This window comes from Flavobacterium jumunjinense (genome assembly GCF_021650975.2).
Lineage (GTDB): Bacteria > Bacteroidota > Bacteroidia > Flavobacteriales > Flavobacteriaceae > Flavobacterium > Flavobacterium jumunjinense.
The window spans coordinates 4389833-4410015 of the sequence record NZ_CP091285.1 but is presented as its reverse complement, the minus strand read 5'-3'; the positions used below and the strand labels follow the sequence as shown (position 1 = coordinate 4410015).

General features: G+C 30.1%; 17 protein-coding genes and 1 pseudogene. 7 read left to right on the top strand and 11 right to left on the bottom strand.

Going from position 1 to position 20183, the window contains the following annotated elements; genetic code table 11:
* Positions 1-267, bottom strand: a pseudogene (locus L2Z92_RS20035) (c-type cytochrome); the annotation flags it as partial.
* A 200-nt stretch (positions 268-467) separates the two neighbouring features.
* The gene (locus tag L2Z92_RS20030) at positions 468-1097 is read right to left on the bottom strand and encodes a DUF2306 domain-containing protein (RefSeq protein WP_236456512.1); all 630 of its coding nucleotides are present in this window, start codon (positions 1095-1097) and stop codon (positions 468-470) included.
* A gap of 297 nt (positions 1098-1394) precedes the next feature.
* Between L2Z92_RS20030 and L2Z92_RS20025 the strand changes: the two genes are divergently transcribed.
* Positions 1395-2699, top strand: coding sequence for a glycoside hydrolase family 71/99-like protein (locus tag L2Z92_RS20025; protein ID WP_236456511.1), 1305 nt, complete (start codon positions 1395-1397; stop codon positions 2697-2699).
* Between the two features lie 213 nt (positions 2700-2912).
* On the opposite strand, the gene hutI is transcribed toward L2Z92_RS20025, so the two are convergent.
* Positions 2913-4148: an imidazolonepropionase gene (gene hutI, locus L2Z92_RS20020; protein ID WP_236456510.1), complete on the bottom strand. Its 1236-nt coding sequence runs from the start codon at positions 4146-4148 to the stop codon at positions 2913-2915.
* Positions 4149-4217: 69 nt separating this feature from the next.
* Between hutI and corA the strand changes: the two genes are divergently transcribed.
* Positions 4218-5288: a magnesium/cobalt transporter CorA gene (gene corA / locus L2Z92_RS20015; RefSeq protein ID WP_236456509.1), complete on the top strand. Its 1071-nt coding sequence runs from the start codon at positions 4218-4220 to the stop codon at positions 5286-5288.
* A gap of 3 nt (positions 5289-5291) precedes the next feature.
* On the opposite strand, the gene fumC is transcribed toward corA, so the two are convergent.
* Positions 5292-6674 (bottom strand): class II fumarate hydratase, encoded by a 1383-nt coding sequence (fumC, locus tag L2Z92_RS20010; RefSeq protein WP_236456507.1) that lies wholly within the window; start codon positions 6672-6674, stop codon positions 5292-5294.
* Between the two features lie 127 nt (positions 6675-6801).
* Between fumC and L2Z92_RS20005 the strand changes: the two genes are divergently transcribed.
* A complete protein-coding gene (locus L2Z92_RS20005) occupies positions 6802-6969 on the top strand; it encodes a hypothetical protein (RefSeq protein ID WP_236456506.1) in 168 nt (55 codons plus the stop codon).
* 54 nt (positions 6970-7023) lie between these two features.
* Here the strand turns inward: L2Z92_RS20005 and L2Z92_RS20000 are convergent, their stop codons facing one another.
* Positions 7024-9489 (bottom strand): outer membrane beta-barrel family protein, encoded by a 2466-nt coding sequence (locus tag L2Z92_RS20000; protein ID WP_236456504.1) that lies wholly within the window; start codon positions 9487-9489, stop codon positions 7024-7026.
* 81 nt (positions 9490-9570) lie between these two features.
* Positions 9571-9912 carry an arsenate reductase (glutaredoxin) gene (arsC, locus tag L2Z92_RS19995; RefSeq protein WP_236456502.1) on the bottom strand — a complete coding sequence of 114 codons (342 nt, stop codon included), beginning with the start codon at positions 9910-9912 and terminating at the stop codon, positions 9571-9573.
* Between the two features lie 90 nt (positions 9913-10002).
* Here arsC and L2Z92_RS19990 point away from each other — a divergent pair, with 90 nt between their 5' ends.
* Both L2Z92_RS19990 and L2Z92_RS19985 read left to right on the top strand, forming a co-directional pair.
* Positions 10003-10893, top strand: a complete 891-nt coding sequence (locus L2Z92_RS19990; RefSeq protein ID WP_236456501.1) for a CPBP family intramembrane glutamic endopeptidase — start codon at positions 10003-10005, stop codon at positions 10891-10893.
* A 10-nt stretch (positions 10894-10903) separates the two neighbouring features.
* Positions 10904-11962 carry an AMP-binding protein gene (locus L2Z92_RS19985; protein WP_319800386.1) on the top strand — a complete coding sequence of 353 codons (1059 nt, stop codon included), beginning with the start codon at positions 10904-10906 and terminating at the stop codon, positions 11960-11962.
* Between the two features lie 162 nt (positions 11963-12124).
* On the opposite strand, the gene L2Z92_RS19980 is transcribed toward L2Z92_RS19985, so the two are convergent.
* The 3 genes from L2Z92_RS19980 to L2Z92_RS19970 are packed head-to-tail and all read right to left on the bottom strand — an operon-like array spanning position 12125 to position 15884.
* On the bottom strand, positions 12125-13744 hold the full coding sequence (locus L2Z92_RS19980; RefSeq protein ID WP_236456500.1) for a M1 family metallopeptidase: 1620 nt from the start codon (positions 13742-13744) through the stop codon (positions 12125-12127).
* 15 nt (positions 13745-13759) lie between these two features.
* Complete coding sequence (locus L2Z92_RS19975) at positions 13760-14206, bottom strand: hypothetical protein (RefSeq protein ID WP_236456499.1); 447 nt, start codon at positions 14204-14206, stop codon at positions 13760-13762.
* A gap of 10 nt (positions 14207-14216) precedes the next feature.
* Positions 14217-15884: an RluA family pseudouridine synthase gene (locus L2Z92_RS19970; protein WP_236456498.1), complete on the bottom strand. Its 1668-nt coding sequence runs from the start codon at positions 15882-15884 to the stop codon at positions 14217-14219.
* A 340-nt stretch (positions 15885-16224) separates the two neighbouring features.
* On the opposite strand from L2Z92_RS19970, the gene L2Z92_RS19965 reads away from it, so the two are divergent.
* Positions 16225-16515 carry a hypothetical protein gene (locus L2Z92_RS19965; protein ID WP_236456497.1) on the top strand — a complete coding sequence of 97 codons (291 nt, stop codon included), beginning with the start codon at positions 16225-16227 and terminating at the stop codon, positions 16513-16515.
* Positions 16516-16525: 10 nt separating this feature from the next.
* The gene (locus L2Z92_RS19960; protein ID WP_236456496.1) at positions 16526-16972 is read left to right on the top strand and encodes a hypothetical protein; all 447 of its coding nucleotides are present in this window, start codon (positions 16526-16528) and stop codon (positions 16970-16972) included.
* 75 nt (positions 16973-17047) lie between these two features.
* On the opposite strand, the gene L2Z92_RS19955 is transcribed toward L2Z92_RS19960, so the two are convergent.
* Both L2Z92_RS19955 and L2Z92_RS19950 read right to left on the bottom strand, forming a co-directional pair.
* Positions 17048-18676 (bottom strand): S41 family peptidase, encoded by a 1629-nt coding sequence (locus L2Z92_RS19955; protein WP_236456495.1) that lies wholly within the window; start codon positions 18674-18676, stop codon positions 17048-17050.
* Between the two features lie 85 nt (positions 18677-18761).
* A complete protein-coding gene (locus L2Z92_RS19950) occupies positions 18762-20048 on the bottom strand; it encodes an alpha/beta fold hydrolase (protein WP_236456494.1) in 1287 nt (428 codons plus the stop codon).
* Positions 20049-20183: the final 135 nt, after the last annotated feature.

Below are 20183 nucleotides of genomic sequence, written 5' to 3'. Positions count from 1 at the left end.
CTATTCCATATAATCTAATAAAAAGTGAACTTCATTTTCTGTTAATTTAAAAGTATGATCGAATTGATATGAAGAATTTTTATTTAATCGTATTGTTAATGTATCTTTTATTAGAAGTAATGAATCTTCCTTTGTTACAAAATGTAGTAAGAAATTAGCATCATTAAATTTATATTTCACACCTCTTAATGCTGGTCCTGTTCTATTTTTGTCTAAATGATGACAAGCTGCACAATTTGTATTAAAAAGATCTTTACCTTCAGCCGCATTATTAGTTAAATTTGTTGTTCCGCAAAATAAAACAAACTCCTTTGTTTCGTAAGTTTTGTGGGAGTCTTTGTTTTTTTGATAGGCTAAAAAAGATATCAAAATAATGAAAGACAGAAATATAGAAGCGGAAATTATAATTGTTAGAATTTTTGAACGATGTTGCATTCCTATAGTTTTTGTACTCTATAACAAACGTACTACTTTTTTTTCAATCTCATTTTCCAATAATAAATATAAATTGTACCTATTATTGAAGGCAATATCCAACTAATTAAGCTTCCTATTTCTAAACCAGCTACAATAAAAGCAGTTATTGAAGCAATAGTTGCTCCTATCATTTTTCCAATATGATTTTTCAACCAATCGTTCGGGGTTCTTTTCTTGTAAAAAATAAAATCTTTAATGGTCATATATAAACTAAAGCTACCAAAAAACAAATAGAGAATACTATTTTCAATGCTTTGAGTATAACCATAAATACCTATAAAAAGTGCAATAATAGAAAAAACAAGCATTATTCCTGAAATGATGATGTCTTTTCTTTCTGCTTTTTCTTTTGTTTTAAAAGTTAGTGCTCTGTTTCCAGTTAAAACCAAATAGATAGTAAAAAGTCCAATTAAGAAAAGAAATGGGTTTTCATGATTGGGTAGGCAAGAGATTGGTATAGAAATTAAGGTGCTGACAAGCATTGCAAATGTGAAAAGCTTTCCTGTTTTTTTATGTTGACTATTTCCTTTTTTTAAAAGAATACTCGCAATGCCAGTAATGAGACTAATTCCTCCAAAAAAAGCATGAATATAAATAAAGATTTTAACTACTTGTTCCATTGTTTATGTCTTAAATGATGAAACAAAAGTATTTGAGTAAGGATTGTTTTAAAATTGAAATTCACTGAACTGTGAATTGTTCTTACTGAATTGTAATACATAAAGTACTCATTTTGATTATTTTGTTCTTTGAATAAGTGAAAATAGTAAACAATATGTGTTGTTTTTTTTTATGAATAATACACTTCGTCGATGTTTTTAAGTTATTGGTCTTCAGCAGTTTGTATTTCGTCTAAACTTAAACAAATGTTAAAATTAATGACGTAAATTTAAGTATAACTAAAAAGCTTAGAAATTATGGGAAAATTTATTAAAATTGCTAGCCTGTTTTTTTTACTTTTTATCATTGGAAGTTGTTCTGAAGATTCAATTATTGATGTAAAAGATGAATTAACAAATGAAGACCTTGAAAGCATTTATCAAGAAGAACTTTTTAGGAAAAATTATCCATCTCCAGTTGTGGTTTCGAAGAATAATCCTAAAAAAGTTTATGTACACTATATGCCTTGGTTTGCAAGCTTAGAAACAGATGGTTTTTGGGGACAACATTGGACAATGACGAATAGAAATCCTAATAATGTGGATGCTTTAGGAAAAAGAGAAATTGCGTCGCATTATTATCCACTAATTGGACCTTATTCGTCTAAGGATAATGATTTACAGGAATATCATTTATTATTGATGAAATTATCGGGTATTGATGGAGTTATTTTTGATTGGTATGGTGCTAGAAATGTGAATGATTTCGATATGTTAAAAACAAACACGAACTCTTTTATTAATGAAATTGAACAAGTTGGGTTAAAATTTGCAATAATGTATGAAGACAAAACAGCACAGTATCTATCTAAACAAAATGTAGGAAGTGCGAATCTTGCAGCTGCTGTTACCGATTTGCAGTATATTGAGAATACCTATTTTACAAGCCCTAATTATTTAAAGAGTAATAATAATGAACTTTTATTTCTTTTTGGACCAAATTACATTACAGAACCATCAGATTGGGCTACAATTATGTCGCAAATGAATTCGACTCCAAGGTTAATGAGCCTTTGGAAAGCGAGTTATAGATTGGGAAATAATGCTGGTGGGGAGTTTAGTTGGGTTGACCGAAATCATTTAATGACGCTTAATGGATATTATCAATATACTGCTCAAAACAATATTCAAACTGTGGGTGGAGTTTATCCTGGGTTTAATGATTACTATTTAGAAGGCGGTTGGAGAGACGACCCGAGTTTAGATTGGGAAATTCCTCATGATGGGTTAACAGCTTTCAATGAAACATTGGCATTAGCAGATAGTTCTCCTACAGATTTTATACAGCTAATAACTTGGAATGATTTTGGAGAAGGAACGATGATTGAACCGACATTAGAATTTGGTTTTTCATTTCTAGAAAGTATTCAAGCCTATACAGGAGTTTCCTATACAGCGACTGATCTAGAATTACCATTGAAATTGTATCAATTAAGAAAAAAATATAAAAACGAAGGAAGATTACAAGTAATATTGAATAGAGTATATTATTTAATTTTTACGCTTGAACTTTATCATGCAGAACATTTATTAAAAAATATTGAAAAATCTTATCCTATTTAAAAAATATTTCAACCATTATTATAATACCTACTAAATCAGCATGAAACAACTAATTGTACTAGAAAGTATTTATTTTTTAGTTTTATAAAATTGGTTAATAACTATAGATTATTTTTTTAGTTTCTATGGTAGTTGTTTTATGAAAAGAAGTATATTGAATTACAAGTCAATATACTTCTTTGCTTTATAGAGGACTGTTTTTAAAGAGCAAACTTAAATAAACTCGCCATCGATCATTACTTTTTCAATTAAATTATTTCCGAATTCATACGGAATTTGATAATAGGATGTAAGCGGTTTTGTAATAATAATATTTGCTTTTTTTCCTTTAGTAATACTACCATGCGTTTTGCTAATGCCCATTGCATACGCTCCGTTTATTGTAGCAGCATTGATTGCTTCTTCTGGCGTCATTTTCATTTTTATACAAGCCGTTGCAACAACAAAATTCATGTTTCCAGAAGGTGTTGTGCCAGGGTTAAAATCGGTTGCGAGTGCAATTGGTAAACCAGCTTGCATCATTTTTCGGGCGGGAGTATAAGGAATACTAATGAAATACGAACAACTTGGTAGAGCGACTGGCATAGTATTGCTGTTTTTTAAAACCTCAATATCTTCGTCTGTCACAATTTCTAGATGATCTACAGATAAAGCTCCTGCTTCAACACATGCTTTAATACCTTCAATCGCTGTAAATTGATTAACGTGTATTTTCGGAATTAAGCCATATTTTTTACCTGCATTCATGATTTTTACAGTTTCTTCTACAGAAAAATACCCTGTTTCTAAAAATGCATCGATATAATCGGCTAGATTCTCTGCAGCAATCTTAGGTAACATTTCATTAATAATAAGATCAATATAATCTGAATGATTTTCTTTGTATTCTATTGGGAATGCATGTGCTCCAAGAAACGTAGCCTTTATAGGTAATCTGTAGTTTTCTTTTAAGCGTTTAATTACACGAAGCATTTTTAATTCTCCTTCAATAGTTAAACCATAACCCGATTTAATTTCTACTGCTCCAGTCCCTTGATGCATTACTTCTTCTAGTCGTAATTTTGATTGTTCATAAATTTCTTCTTCAAAAGTTTCATTTAATTTCTTAGCAGAATTTAGAATTCCACCACCGCGATTGGCAATTTCTTCATAAGAAAGACCATTAATTCTATCTACAAATTCTTGAATTCTATTTCCTGCATAAACAATATGTGTATGACTATCGACCCATGTTGGAAGAATAACTTTTCCTTTAGCATCTATAATTTCAATGTTTTCTAAATTTGGACACTCAGACATTGGTCCAAAATTTTCAATACTATCTTTTTTTATAAGTAGGAAGGCATTGTCAATCTTAGGTAAATCTGCCATTGAAGCCCCAGAAACTTTATCAATAGGAGAAGTTCGTACTTGTAATAATTCTTTAATGTTTATGAAAAGTTTTTGCATGAAGTTTTTTTTACAAAAATAGAGACCAAATTTGAAAAACTACTATCTTTATCCTTAAAACTATAGCTCTTGAGAAAATTAAGATACAAGAAAGGAAGAAAAGCAATTTTACAACCTTTAGAATATACTGGGCTTTTTAAGGACAAAGAAACCGAAATACAACTTTTTGTTTATAACGAAAAAGATGTAAAAGAGTATGAAGCAATCACGGTAAATAAGTTTAAAGACTTAAGAAATATTTCATCAAATAATTGGTTAAATATTCATGGTTTGAATAATGTTGAAGTTATCAAATCTTTAGCAGATACTCTTCAATTGAATAGTTTAATTGTTTCGGATATTTTAAATATTGCTAGAGGAACCCGCTTGGATGAATTGGACGATTCTCTTTTCTTTAGTATTAAATCGATTCTACCTAATGACAATGAGAATACTATTTTAATTGAACAGATTAGTTTTTTACTTCAAGATAATTTGATTGTTTCTTTTCAGGAAAAAAGAGGTGATTTTTTTACACATATTAGAGAAAGATTAAGAGAAAACACAGGGATTGTTCGTAAGAAAAAAGTGGATTACCTGATGTATTTACTTTTAGATGCTGTTATCGAAAATTTTTACATTACGATAGAGAACAAAGAAAATAAAATTGAAACTTTACTATTGGCTTCAAAAACAGCTGATGATCCTTCTATCATGGTAGAAATTGAAAGATTACGTGAAATTTTTCAATTATTGAAAAGGTCAATAACTCCATTAAGAGATGCTTTGTTTACCATAAAAACTATAAAGGAAGATGATGAGTTTAACGGGATTGAGGCTTCAAATTATATCTTTTTTGGACGATTACATCAAAAAACATTAGAGCTTTTAGAACAGATTGAGTATGATATGTCAACATTAGATAGTGCCAGTAATTTTTTCTATACAGCTCAAAGTCATAGAATGAATGAAGTAATGAAAACCTTGACAGTAATTTCATCTGTATTTTTGCCATTAACATTTATTGCTGGTATTTATGGTATGAATTTTAAATATATGCCCGAATTAAATTATAATTATGGTTATTATGTAATTATCGCATTAATGTTTGTTATTGTTATAGCAATGTTGATTTACTTTAAAAAGAAAAGATGGTTTTAAAGGTTAAATCATATCTTCGGGTTTCACCCAATTATCAAATTCTTCGGCTGTAATATATCCTAACCTAAGCGCTTCTACTTTTAAAGTGGTGTTGTTTTTATGAGCCGTTTGTGCTATTTCCGCGGCTTTATAATACCCTATTTTTGTATTTAAAGCAGTTACAAGCATTAAGGAATTGTTTACTAATTCGTTGATTCTTTTTAAATTAGGTTCAATACCTCTTACACAGTTCTCGTTAAAAGAATTACAAGCATCTCCTAATAACTGTGCCGATTGAAGAAAATTAGCAATAATCATCGGTTTAAAAACATTCAATTCATAATGTCCTTGTGTTGCCCCAATTGTTATAGCTACATCATTACCCATTACTTGTGCACAAACCATTGTTAAGGCTTCACACTGAGTTGGGTTCACTTTTCCTGGCATTATAGAAGAGCCAGGCTCATTTTCAGGAAGCAATAATTCTCCAATTCCAGAACGTGGTCCAGAAGCTAACATTCGAATATCGTTTGCAATTTTATTTAATGATATGGCTAGTTGTTTTAATGCAGCATGACTTTCTACAATTGCATTGTGAGCTGAGAGTGCTTCAAACTTATTGGGAGCTGTTATAAATGGATATCCTGTAAATTTTGAAATGTATTTTGCAACAACGGTATCATAATTTTTAGGCGTATTTAAACCAGTTCCTACGGCAGTTCCTCCAAGGGCTAACTCTGATAAACTGTTAAGGGAATTTTTTAAAGTTTTTAATCCGTTTTTGAGTAGTTGGGTGTATCCAGAAAATTCTTGTCCTAATGTTAAAGGTGTTGCATCCATTAAATGAGTTCGACCAATTTTTACAATATCTTTGAATGTTTCTGATTTTTCCTGAAAGGTTGTTGAAAGATTTTCAATTGCTGGAATTGTTTTTTCAACAAGCATCATAAATGCCGAAATATGCATGGCTGTTGGGAAAGTATCATTAGAAGATTGCGATTTGTTCACATCATCATTGGCTTTTAAAATAGGATCTTCTCCAATTTGCATTCCACTAAGTAATTGTGCTCTATTTGCAATTACCTCATTCACATTCATGTTCGATTGTGTTCCAGATCCTGTTTGCCAAATTACTAAAGGGAAATGATCGTTTAATTTCTCTTCAATTATTTCATCACATACTTTTGATATTAAATCTCTTTTTTCAAGAGATAGTATTTTAGATTCAGTGTTTGTATATGCTGCTGCTTTTTTCAGATAACCAAAAGCTTTAATAACCTCAATAGGCATCGATGCTGCTGTTCCTATTTTGAAATTGTTTTTAGAACGTTCGGTTTGCGCTCCCCATAATTTATTTTCGGGAACTTTTATTTCTCCTAAAGTATCTTTTTCAATTCTATATTTCATGGCTCATTTCTATATTTATGAAAAATACGATTTATAAAAATTCTAAAGAAATAAAAAGTGTTATTATATTGCTAAAAAAAATAAATACTAGTATCTTTGGCAAGAATTCACTAAAATTCCGGAAAATATGTTTGAATTTGATCAGTATTTAGGCTTTTTACTTTTCTTAACTATTTTAACTATAGGTTTTTGGTTAATGATTTTCTTAGCTTCATTCGTACCTTATTGGTTAGGTGGTGCTATTGTTGAATTAATCAAAGAGAAAAAGGCAAAAAAGCAAGCAGAACAAGAATAATATTCTATGTTTCAAAATAAAAAAGGACTGCTATTGCAGTCCTTTTTTTATATATTATCCAACGAAATCGTCTCCACCACCGTCATCTCTACGGTTGTTTTCTCTCTCATTTTTCTTTTTGTTAAATCTGTAAGTAAAAGAAAGATTAATTTGTCTTTGTCTCCATTGGAACTCAGAATAACTAGTAATGTTCTCTAAGTTGGTTTCCCAACGTCTTTTTCTAGTGTTAAATAAATCACTCACATTAAGTGCTATAGTACCTTTGTCTTTTAAAACATCTTTGCTAAATGCAAGATTAACACTTGTCATGTCATACCTTCTTCCTTGTGCATTATTTTCAGGAGCATGATATGTAGCGTTTACTTGCCAATCAATTTTATAAGGTAAAGTTACTTTAGAAGATATTCGAGTAAACCAGCTTGTTGCAGTATTATCAAAGTTTTGTACTACTTCTGTGTTTACAGAATTTATATAGCGGTAATCTCCTTTTGTTTCATTTCTGAAAAGATTAAAATTAGAGTTTAATTTCCACCATTTAAATGGAGAATAATTAATATTAAATTCAAAACCAGCTCTAAGTTCTGTAGCTAGATTAATAGGAGTTGATTCAATAACAGGAACACCATCTGCAATTAAACCAGATTCTCTTCTAATAAATTGAAAAGAGTCGTCTGTAATATTAACATAGGCAGATGTATTGAAAGTAACTTTGTTCCATCTTTTTAAATAGCCTAAATCAATTGAATTTGTGTAAGCAGGATTTAAGTCTGGATTTCCTCTAAATATGTTAATTCTACTTGAATAAGTTGAAAAAGGATTCAAGAAACGTCCTCTAGGTCTGTTAATTCTTTTACTGTAACTTAAACTCATGCTACTTGTTTCTGAAAATTCATAATTTACAGTAGCAGTAGGGAAGAAGTTATTATAGTTCTTAGTATTGTAATCATTTGCAGAAATTGAATTTACTTCAATATTACTATCTTCAAAACGTAGTCCTAAGAAATAAGAAAACTTATTAATTTTAGAGCCAAACTGCATATAGAATGCATTAATGTTTTCTTTATATTCCAATAAATTAGAATAAACATCATTTCTTACCCAGTTTCCACCTGCATCTAAAGCGCTAATATCAAAATCGGTTAAATTCTTTTGAAAACTACCTCTATAACCAGCTTCAAAACGAGAATTTTCACCTAATGGCAAAACATAATCAGTTTGAAAAAGGTTACGATTTTGATTTTGCGGATTAAGAGTTCTCTCTGTGAAAGCAGTACTCGGATCGCCTAGAATTTGATCGTTGATAATTGCATTATCATTTTCTCTATTTTCAGAAAAAGACATGTCAATAGTTAACTTATGATCTTCTTTTTTGAAATTTTTAGTAAAATTTGTAGCATATTCAAAAGTGAAATCTTTACTTCTTTGATCGTTAAAACGATTTCTTGTAAAAGTTGCATTTCTAGCATTATCATAATTATAGAAGAAAACGTTATCTGGGTTTTCACCTCTACTATTCTGGACCGTTAATGAGTTTGTCCAGCTTGTTGTTTTATCAATAAATAATTCAACACCAAAGTTTGTATTATACCCTTTGTTTAAACGTTCGTTATTTCTTCTTTCATCGATGTAGTTATTAACAGCACCAGTATTGTCAAAATAGGTCGAATTAGTTAAAGAATTCCCTAAAGAAGTTCTGTAATTATAACCCGTATTCGAAAACAAATTAAAATTATCACTTCTATAGTTTAAACTTGCACTACCACTATAGCTTTCTGGATCACCAGCAGAAGCTACAAAAGAACCATTCAATCCTTGTGCTTTTCCTTTTCTAAGGATAATATTAATAATTCCTCCACTACCTTCAGCATCATAACGAGCAGAAGGATTTGTAACTACTTCTACTTTTTCAACAGCATCGGCAGGTAATAATTTTAAAGCATCAGCAATATTTATTCCAGCTAAACCAGATGGTTTCCCATCAATTAATATTCTAACATTTTCATTACCTCTAAGCGCAACATTACCTTCTGGATCTACAGTAACAGAAGGAACGTTATCTAAAACGTCACTAACTGTTCCTCCTTTTACCATCATGTCTTTTCCAACATTGTACACTCTCTTATCAAGTTTAATTTCAACTGTAGAGCGCTCTGCAATTAGTTCTACACCTTGAAGTTGAGCAATATCTGCTTCAAGATATATTGTACCAAAATCGGTATTTGTATTATAGGTTTTATTTTTAAATTCTACCGTTTTAAATGAAATAAATTCAAAACGAACATTATAGGTTCCAGATTGTACTTCGAAATTAAATTCTCCATTTAAATCGGTTACTGTTCCATTAAGTTTTTCAGGATTCTTGGCATCTTGAAAAACAACTGTTGCATATTCTAAAGGAAGCGTTGTTCCTTTTTCGAAAATTTTTCCAGTAATTTTTATTCTTTTAGCATCTGGTTTCTGTTGGCCAAAGGCTAATGCAGAAAGCAAAAAGAAAAGAATTAGGTTGTAGTTTTTTAGCATGATAAATTTGTGTATATTTTTCTAAGACCGCAAATTTATGCTTAGGTTTAATCTACGAATGCCAATTGTTTGTTAAAAAAATCATAGAATTTTGTTAATCATATCTAAAGGCCTTGCTATAACAGCTTTATTATCATTCACAATTATAGGACGTTCAATAAGTTTAGGATGTTTTAGCATTGCATCAATTATTGCATCATTTGTTAGTGTTTTACCTTTGTATTCTTCAATCCAGATTTTTTCTTTTACTCGAACAAGCTCTATAGGTTCAATTCCCAATTTTTGAATCACATCTTCTAATTCTTCTTTTGTGAAAAGCTCATCCATATATTTTCTTAATGTGAAAGGCTTGTTTAAAGTTTCAATCTCACATAAACCATCTCTGGATTTCGAACATCTTGGATTGTGGTATATTGTTATCATAAATTTAATTTTTTTTGAGATACAAAGAAAATGATATTATTCTTTGTAACAAAATACTTAATTTTATAACCTATCATAAAAACAAAGTCAATGTATTTAGAACAAGTTAAAAAATTCACCGCTAATCCTATTTTATATTTTGTATTTCCTGTAGCATTTATAGCTTTAATGGTAATGAATTATGTTGCTAGTGAAGGTGTAGATACGAATGAACTAATTCAACAAATTATAAAAACATTTGGAGTGAATGGTGCATTTATTATGCTTATTGCTCCGCTTTCTATAGGTTTACTAGGTGTTTTGTTTTGGGTAAAATTTATTCAAGGTCAGACGATAAGAAGCTTAACCACATCTCGATCTAAGGTAGATTGGAAACGTATTTTTTTTTCTTTCTTTATTTGGGGATCAATTACAACAATAATGACACTATTAGCCTATTATACTAATCCAGAAAGTTTTGTTTGGAATTTTAAACCAGAAAAATTCATGGTGTTCTTAATTCTAGCTATAATTTTAGTACCCATGCAAACAAGTTTTGAAGAATATCTTTTTAGAGGTAATATGATGCAAGGAATGGCATTGGTTACTAAAAGTAGATTAATTCCATTATTAGTGACGTCTATTTTATTTGGTTTAATGCATATTGCGAATCCAGAAGTTGGAAAAGTGGGTTACATTATTATGGTTTATTACATAGGAACAGGATTATTTTTAGGAATACTGACAATAATGGACGAGGGTTTAGAATTAGCTCTTGGTTTTCATGCAGCCAATAATTTGGTAGGAGCACTTTTAGTTACAGCCGATTGGACAGCATTTCAAACACATTCTGTTTTTAAAGATATTTCAGAGCCTTCAGCTGGTTTTGAAATTATTTTCCCTGTTTTAATCATTTTTCCACTGTTACTGTTTTTGTTTTCTAAAGTTTATAAATGGAAAAATTGGAAAGAAAAATTAACTGGAAATTTAGATAATAAGTAAATAAGCTAAAATGATAATACAAGAATTAACCCACAAAAAAGTTCACAATCGTTTTAAATTAAATGGCTATTATTATAGTTATGATGATATGCGAACAATTGCTTATGAATTCATTAAAGAAGGAAATGAAGAAGAGATTCACATTGGAGAATTTCTATTGGAATGGTTGGATGAAGATTTATATATAGAAGTGCAAACTTCGGGAACAACAGGAAATCCTAAAGTAATTAAGCTAAAAAAACAAGCCATGATTCAATCGGCTTTAGCAACAGGAGATTTTTTCAATTTACGACCAGGAAATTCAGCTCTACTATGTTTATCCGCAAAATACATTGCTGGAAAAATGATGATAGTACGTGCTTTAATTCTAGGTTTAGAGTTAGATACAGTTGTGGTAGATGGAAAACCATTAATAGAAAAAGAGTATGATTTTGTAGCAATGGTGCCTTTGCAAGTAGAAAATTCATTTGATAAATTAGATCAAATTAAAAAAATAATTATAGGTGGAGCACCTGTTTCTAATGCGTTAGCAATAAAGTTACAGCACACAACTGTAGCTGCTTATGAAACTTATGGAATGACAGAAACAATAACACATATTGGAGTTCGTAAAATTGGAGAAGATAATTTTAAAACATTGCCAAATGTGTTTGTAAAAAAAGACGATCGTGGTTGTTTAGTTATTAATGCGACAAAAATTCTTGAAGAAGAGATTGTAACCAATGATAGTGTTGAAATCATTTCAGAATCAGAATTCAAATGGTTGGGGCGACTTGATAATGTGATTAATAGTGGAGGAGTGAAGCTATTTCCAGAACAGATTGAAGCAAAACTACAAGAAAAAATAACGAATCGTTTTTTTGTTGCAGGAATTGAAGATGAAAAATTAGGGCAAAAATTAATATTAATTATAGAATCCGAAGAAAAAGAAATTCCAAGTTCATTATTTGATGTTTTGGATAAGTTTGAAAAACCAAAAGCTATTGCGTTTTTGTCAAAATTTGTCGTAACTGAAACAGGAAAAATTAACCGTTTGGAAACGTTAGAAAAAACAAAAGGAGCTAATTAAAGCTCCTTTTGTTTTATACTAGTTGTGATTTGAATTTACTGTAAAAGAAAATGATGGTTTTTTTCTTGATATGAAATAGAAAAGCATAGCATCGCTACGTTTTTATTTCATATCAAGGAAAAAAGGGTGTTTTATTCCAGTAAATTCAAATGATAAATGGTATTACTCATTCACTTTAATGAAAAAGTGATTTGTTAGTACTTTTATATCATTAAAATTAGTAATCACTTCTCCTGCTTTTTGCCATTCGTTGCTAGCATTTAATCGTATTTTTCGATCACCAATTAAAAGATCAACAGGCATTTCGAAATTAGCTACATCAGTAACCCAACGGTATTGAAAGCGTTTTTTATAGGCTTTAATTTCTAATTTTGGAATTGTAGTATAATTCAAATACTGATCGAATATAGGTGTTAAATTACGTCCTGTTTCTTTATTAAAAAAGTCAACTACAGTTTTAGTATCAATAATTTTTTTACGGTAAGTTTCAGAATATTTCAACACAATGTTCCACCATTTCGTGTCATTATCAACTACATGACGAAGCGTGTTTAAAAGTAAAGCTCCTTTGTAATACATATCGCTACTTCCTTCATTGTTCACACCGTATTGACCAATAACTGGTCGGTCATTTTGTACATTATTAGATTGACCATTAATATAGTTCATCGCAGCATCATATCCTTTGGCACATTCAATGAAAACAGTTTCGCTATAGGTTGTAAAAGCTTCATGAATCCACATATCGGCAATGTCTTTACTCGTTACGCTATTTCCAAACCATTCATGACCTGTTTCATGGATAATAATAAAATCGAAACTCATTCCTTCTCCTGTGCCCGATAAATCTCTGCCTAAATATCCTTTTCTGTATTTATTTCCATAGGCAACAGCACTTTGATGTTCCATTCCTAAATAGGGAGTTTCCACCAATTTATAACCATCTTCCCAAAAAGGATAGCGACCAAATTTTGTTTGAAAACAATCCATCATTGGTTTTACATCAGCTTTAAAATGTTTTTTGGCTTTCGCTTCATTTTCTCTTAAAACATAATAATCTAAATCGAGATTGTCTAATTTATCCTGAATATGAACATAATCGGCAATATTTACGGTAATAGTATAGTTGTTTATAGGGTTAATTACTTCCCAATCCCAACGCGTATAACCATTTTCAATAGCTTCAGAACCTTTAAAACGACCGTTCGATACATTCATTAAACCATTTGGAACCGCTACTTTAATAGAAGCACCATTGTCAGGTTCATCTGTTTGTGAATCTTTTACTGGATACCATAAACTAGCACCTGTTCCTTGCACTGCGACAGCGATAAAATGTTTGTCGTTGTTATCTTTTTTAAATACAAAGCCACCGTCCCAAGGAGCATTTTTAGCAACTTTCGGTTTTCCCGAATAGTAAAAACGGACTTTATCATTGGTGTCTTTTGCTAATTCCTTTGGAAAACTAACAAAAACAGCATCATATTCTCTTTTATAGGTTAGTTTTTGATTGTTCCAAACAATAGAATCAACTTGCATATTATCAAACAAATCCAATTGAATTTTTGTCGTAGGTTCAACTACTTTAAACGTAATTTCGTTATAACCGACAATATTCCTTTCTTCTGGATTAATCTTGATATTTAGATCATATCGTTGCACATCAAAACAGTTGCGTTCAAAACGCAATCCACCATGTAGGGAATCTCTACGGGTAAAATTTTGTGCAGTTAGGTTTTGGATTCCAATAGCAAGTAACCCTATGATTAGTAGTTTTTTCATTTTTATATAATTTGATTAATGACTAGTTGTGAATAATGGAAGCATATTGTTAATATACTCAGAATCATTTGTAATACTAATACTCTCAATTTTTTCTTTTGAATGATTGTTAAAAATTTTAATTAGAAGAACTTTGTTTTTTTCATCATAGTATAAATTCCAATTTTCCCAAGCTTTGAACATTGTAGAATTGTAATCAACGATAAAATCATTTGTAATATTTTTGAAATCTTCTTCTGTATATCCCTCTAATTTTTTTAAATGTATTGTTACAAGTGAACTATCTTTTTTTAGAAAAGTAAAATCGGCATATTCTCCTTGGTTAATTATTTTTGATACCTCAAAATAATTTTCATTCTTATCATGATTTCTATATTTTAATTTAATTTCTGCATAATCAATTTTAAATTGTGAATACACATTTAAGGACATAAAAAACAATACAAAAAATAATTTTCTCATTTTTTCAGGATTAAAACTCAGCAGCTTCAAAAATAGTTATATTTTCTTTTACAATAGGGTGAAAAAAAGTAATTTCTTCAGCATGAAGGTGCAATCTATCCGATTTTGTACCATACAAATCATCACCCACAATAGGACAATTTAGTCCTAACGAATGGGAAGCATGCACACGCAACTGATGTGTTCTACCTGAAATAGGGAAGAAGTGAATGCGTGTTTTTCCATCTTTTCTTTCGATTACTTTATATTCAGTTCGAGCTTGTTTACCATGTTCATAGCACACCAATTGATTTGGTCGGTTGTCTAAATCTACCCGCAAAGGCAAATCGATAACTCCTTCATCATTAGAAACAATACCATCTAAAATTGCAACATAGCGTTTTTTAATAGTACGTTTTATGAACTGTGATTGTAATTCTTTATAAATGGCTTCCGATTTTGCAATTAATAGCAAACCAGAAGTTGACATATCCAAACGATGAACAATTAAAGGACCAGTAGCAGTTGGATATAAAACTTTTACCCTTTTAGCAACAGAATCGATTACATTTTTTCCTGGAACCGATAAGAATTCTGGCGGTTTATTAATAACAGCCAAATAATCGTCTTCAAAAACGACAGAAATGTCTTTCCCAGCGGCAGGATTTTCTAAAAAAGGATTGTCCTCTAACACAATGCCATCTAGCATGTGTGCTAAAATAGGTTCGCATTTACTTCGGCAAGCAGGATAGAAATTTTTATGTTTTCGTACTTCCGATTTTGGTGATTGTCCCCACCAAAACTCTGCCATTGCAATAGGTTTTAAATCATTTTCAAAAGCATAGTGTAATAGTTTTGGAGCGGCACATTCTCCTGCTCCTGCTGGTGGATTATTATCAAAAATTTGACCAACACTTTTAATTTTTTTAGCCTGATTTAAGAATGCATAACTATCAAAAAGTTGTTGTTGTAATTCTCCCGATTTTTGTTTTCGGATCTCTTTAAGTACTTTGATTTGACTGGTGAAAACAGCTATTTCTTTTTTAGCAGCTTCTATTTTATAGTTCCAGTATTTTGTCATTTTTTTAAGCAAAATACTTTCTTTCTTACTTTCTTCCGAAAGTTCTAACTCTAACTTATTTAGCTCTTCTGTTGTTAGATTATTCGAAAGCTCTTTTCTTCTTTGATCTCGAGCTGCTTTCAAAGTTTTAATACGTTCTTTTTGTTTCAGAATATCTTCAGCTGCTTTCTCTTGTGTCGTTTTTCCATTTTCTTTCGCAAGAATATAATCGGTAGCATTTTCGAGTGCTTCAATTTCGCGATTAATTCCATTAACCACTTCTTCTTCAATTTTGTAGAATCCATCTTTTGGAAGCATATCAAAAATGGGTGGCACAAAATAAAGATGTTCATTACTTTCTGCTAGTTTTCCAGAATAGGCCCATAAATAGCCTAATTGTCCTTCTTGGTTCTGACAAACTAAAACACCAAACATTTTTCCGATTACCAAACCTTCTTGGGCTTCTTGTAGTCCGAAATTGTGTATGAAATTTGTTTGGGTTTCCAAATAATGTTGTAAATCTTTTGTAGCCAGAATACTCAGTTCGTGGGGTTCGTAGTAAAAAGGAAAAGTGAATTTTTCAGGTAATGAAATACTTGAAATATCGGTTTTGAAAGCTTGAAAAAAATCGTGTAACATGTAGCAAATATAGGCTATTTTACCGATTTAAAAAGGATGTATTTGGAAATGAAAAGCTTTACTTTTATTGAAAGAGCATTTTGTATTAGCGATCGATGTAAAAATACGATAAACGGAAATATTTTCTATACCTGCATAGCAATAAATAATAATAGTTTTCTCAGGATGACCTTTTTTGTTTTATAATAGAGAAAGAAATTATACTTTATTAAAAAGTAAATTTTAAATTATAATAGTAGATTTGTTTTTTATGTATGAGTAGAGTGAAGCATTTCTTCATTATTTGATTAAGAGGAGGTTTTTCTGTTATTAAATTAATTCAGAATTAAATTTTTAGAGAATGGAAGTTAAAGAATTAGTACTTAAGATTATAAATAATCACTTTTACGTGAAAATTAAAAATATTGAGCAAGCATATTATTATTTTACAGGAGTTGGTTTTTTTAATATGGAAATTGACTTGAATTTTACTAGCTTTTTTAAGGATTTTAGAGAATATATTATAGATAATTACTACAGTTCTTATTCTCATTTTGAATGGCATAGTATAATTAGGCATCAGTGTTCAAATGATATTGATTCTTTGGATATTTTAAAGCGATTATTGTTAGAGTATATAGATAAAAGGTAGCTTTTAAATTATGATAAAACCAAAAAAAGAAATTGTATTTATCAATTTTATAATTAGGTATAGTAAAATGATGAATATTTGTAGGTATGATGATTTTCTTTACTTTTTAGAAGGTTATCGCTTTAGTGCAAAAGATAATGATTCATTTATTCAAATAATGGATTTGTTTGATAGATATATTTTAGAAAATTATAGTGAATATTTGCTTTTTAATGAATGTTCTAGTGAACAAATCACTAAACTTTTATGCTCAAATCAATTTGATATATTTATTCAATTATTAGATCAATTCTTAAAAAAGGAGTTGATGCTTGATAGAGAAGGGACAGGTTATCAAATACCTGAGTTTTTTAGAAGTAAATATTACATCAACTCAGAAAAAAAAATAATCAAAATGAATAGTACTAGGATTGTATCTTCATCTTGTAGATTTAGAAAAATAAACCTATTATTATAATTCCTACAAAAGAATAAAGCATAAATCCCGAACCTTGAGGTAACTCTCAATAAAACAAAAACAATTCTATATTTTCTATTCGGTTATTTCTGCTGTTGTTTTGGTTTTAATAGTCTCTAAAATATAATTCATTTCTGGGTCATTATCTTTTACTCTATCATCAATAGTTGGTGAAATGGCAACATCGGGATAGATTCCATGACCAATTACTTCTGTTTTTTCAACTGCATTTACATACATTAAACCTAAACGTACTTTTACTTTAGAGTTGGGTAACGTAATTTTAGGCATAAACCCAGCCACAGTACCATTATAATCGCCTCCCGTTTCTTCTCCTACAAAAACAGCTCTTTTATTGGCTTTCAATTTTGTAGATAAAATACTTGAAGCTGAAAAACTTCCTCCATTAATTAATACATATACATTGCCTGTAAATTTATTTTCTTTTGCTTTTTTCTCTTTTGATGAAGTAATGTAATAATTCCCATCGTCTTTTTTATTGGTTCTAAAAAATAGATAGCCATACACAATTGGAGAAACTAAAGCTTTTACTGTGAAAAGTAAGGGTTTAGAACCTTTAAAATAATCCATTTGGAACATACTAGTTTTTCCTGCTACTTGCGATGGTCTAGAAAAAGTATATGTAGAATCGGCAGCTAAATAGCTATATAGTTCTTCAATTTCGTTTAAACGACCTCCAAAATTATAGCGCAAATCGATAATTAAGTTTTGTGTTCCTGTTTGCTTTAGTGTTTCAAAAGATTCTTTGTAGAAACCATGATAATTACCAACGGTGAAACTCTTAATTTTCATAATTGCTGTGCAACTGTCTTTTGCTGTAAACGACAAATCGCGATGGTATTTTTTAGTAAGCTTATTATAGCCTAATTTACTTAAATGTTTATTTACTTTTGAAATACTGTCTTTCTGAATTGTAGTAAGTTTCTCTTTTGTAGTTTTTATTGTATGCGTTGCGCTGTCTTTGGCTTTCCTTTTCACCCAATAGGAGTTTTCATGATTAAACTCGAAAGCAATACTGTCTTGATATTGGTTTTTAAAAGTATAGAATGTACCTAAACGTTGTCCGATAAACTTATCTTTAAATGTTGTGTTATACCCATCGGAAGTGATCCAATTTTTGAATTCTTCAATAAGCGGTTGCACAGGTTCGTTGTTAATTTGTGTTAGTTCATCGCCCACTTTAATGACTTTCAAATCAGATTCATTATTGACCACATAAAGTTTGTTGTCGAAAATTTCAAATTCGAATTGACTAAATGGACCGTCTTGTTTTTTGAGTAGTTTGGATTCCTTTTTTGTGAAACGCTTCATGTTAGGATACGTAAACGTGTGCCCTTGACCAATACTGGCTACTACAGGGCTTAGTTTTGTGAAAAAAGCGTAACTCGTTAATGGCTTTGTAATGGTAGTTTTCAAACTATCAAATTTAGCATCTAGTGCTGTTTTGCTTATATATTGATAGAGTTGTGGTTGTAATTTTTGTAACTTTCTATAGGTAAAATCGACATCTTTATGCAGTTGTTTCACGCTTATTTCCTTGTCTATTTTAGCATTGTGCTTTTTTACAGAGGTGCATTGTACTAAAAACAGCGATAAAAAAAATACAATTACTCCTTTACTACAGGTTTTAATTATCGTCTTATAGTGCAATTGGTTGCTGTGGGCGTGTAATTTTTGAATCATAGTTTTTGATTTTACTTAAATAGACGAGTTCGATTTTTAAATAGTTGTATGTTGTGTTACAACTTTAATGCCATTTATTTTTTATTTACTCTTTCAAAAAACGCAATACAATTTGATTAAATAATTCTGGATTTTTACTTGGTAGATAATGCGTAGCGTTTGGAACAATTGCCAACTGTGCATTGGGAATGTTTTCAAAAATTTTCACTGTATGTTCTGTTTTTATTTCGTCACGATCTCCAGCCATAATTAGACATTTACTCGTTATTACATTTAAATCTTTATAGTCAAGATTTGGATATTTATAATCTAAATATATGAAATCTATATTTTTGTCGTATTGATGCTTGTCATTTAATTTTTCAAGTTGTTTAATGTAATCCATTAATTCTTCTTTATCAATCATACCAGCTGGAAATATATTCCCAGCCATAGAAACCATTTTATCTACTTTTTCTGGATGTTTAATAGCCATTAATATACCTAAAATGCCACCATCACTCCAACCCACAATATGTGTTTTCTCTATGTTTATTTTCTCTAAAAATTGTTTCAAATCTTCAATTTCTACATCAAAAGTAAGTTCCACATCGTCTTGATAGCCAGAGTTTCCCCTACCACGACAATCTACTAGAATCACTTTATAATGTTTTGCATATTCTTCTACTTGTTTGCTAAAAGCATTGATAGACTGACCGTTTCCATGCAATAGCAATAGCGGTTCTCCTTCTCCATAAGTTTCATAATACAATTGAACACCATTGGCTTCTAAAAATTTACCATGAGATGAACTTCCTAAAATATCAGTTCCTTTAATATGCAAACAAGATTTTCCTTTAAATGGTTTTTCTGTAGTATGCGTATAGGTGAAGTTTTCGGGTTCAATTTGATTCCCATTGTTCACAAAGTTGTTCCATTGTTTTAAATTAATTCCTTCTTCAAAACCAGGGTTTTCAAGTTTTATAGTTTCCCATTTGCCTCTATCGTTTTTTATTTGAAGTTTAAAATCATCAAAATAAAAATCGCCTTTGTTTCTACAAATAATACTTACTGAAAAGTTTTTAGATTTAGGATTAATAGTCCCTTTAACTTCATAAGTTTTCCAATCGGTATTTCTAACATTATCATAGTATAAACTCGTATAGTTTATATATTTTTGATCTTCATCTTTTTCTATGAATCCCATATCTAATTTAGAATTGGGTAAAAAGTTTTCGATGCGAACAGCTGCGGATAATTTAAATTCTTTATCTGCATAATGCTCACTATATAGGTCTAGACTATAATAGAACATTTCCGATTTTTCGGTTATTTTTTTTTGCGAAAAAGTAAGGTTAAAAATAAAAAGTAGTAGTAATACAATTTTTTTCATGGTTGTCATTTTTGTTTATAGACTTCAAAAGTAAGATTTTTTTTAAATACTCTATAGATATTAATCAGACGAGAGATAATAGATAAAAGATGATAGACTTATCTGTTTTGTGTTAAGAGATTAAGTTATTTCTGT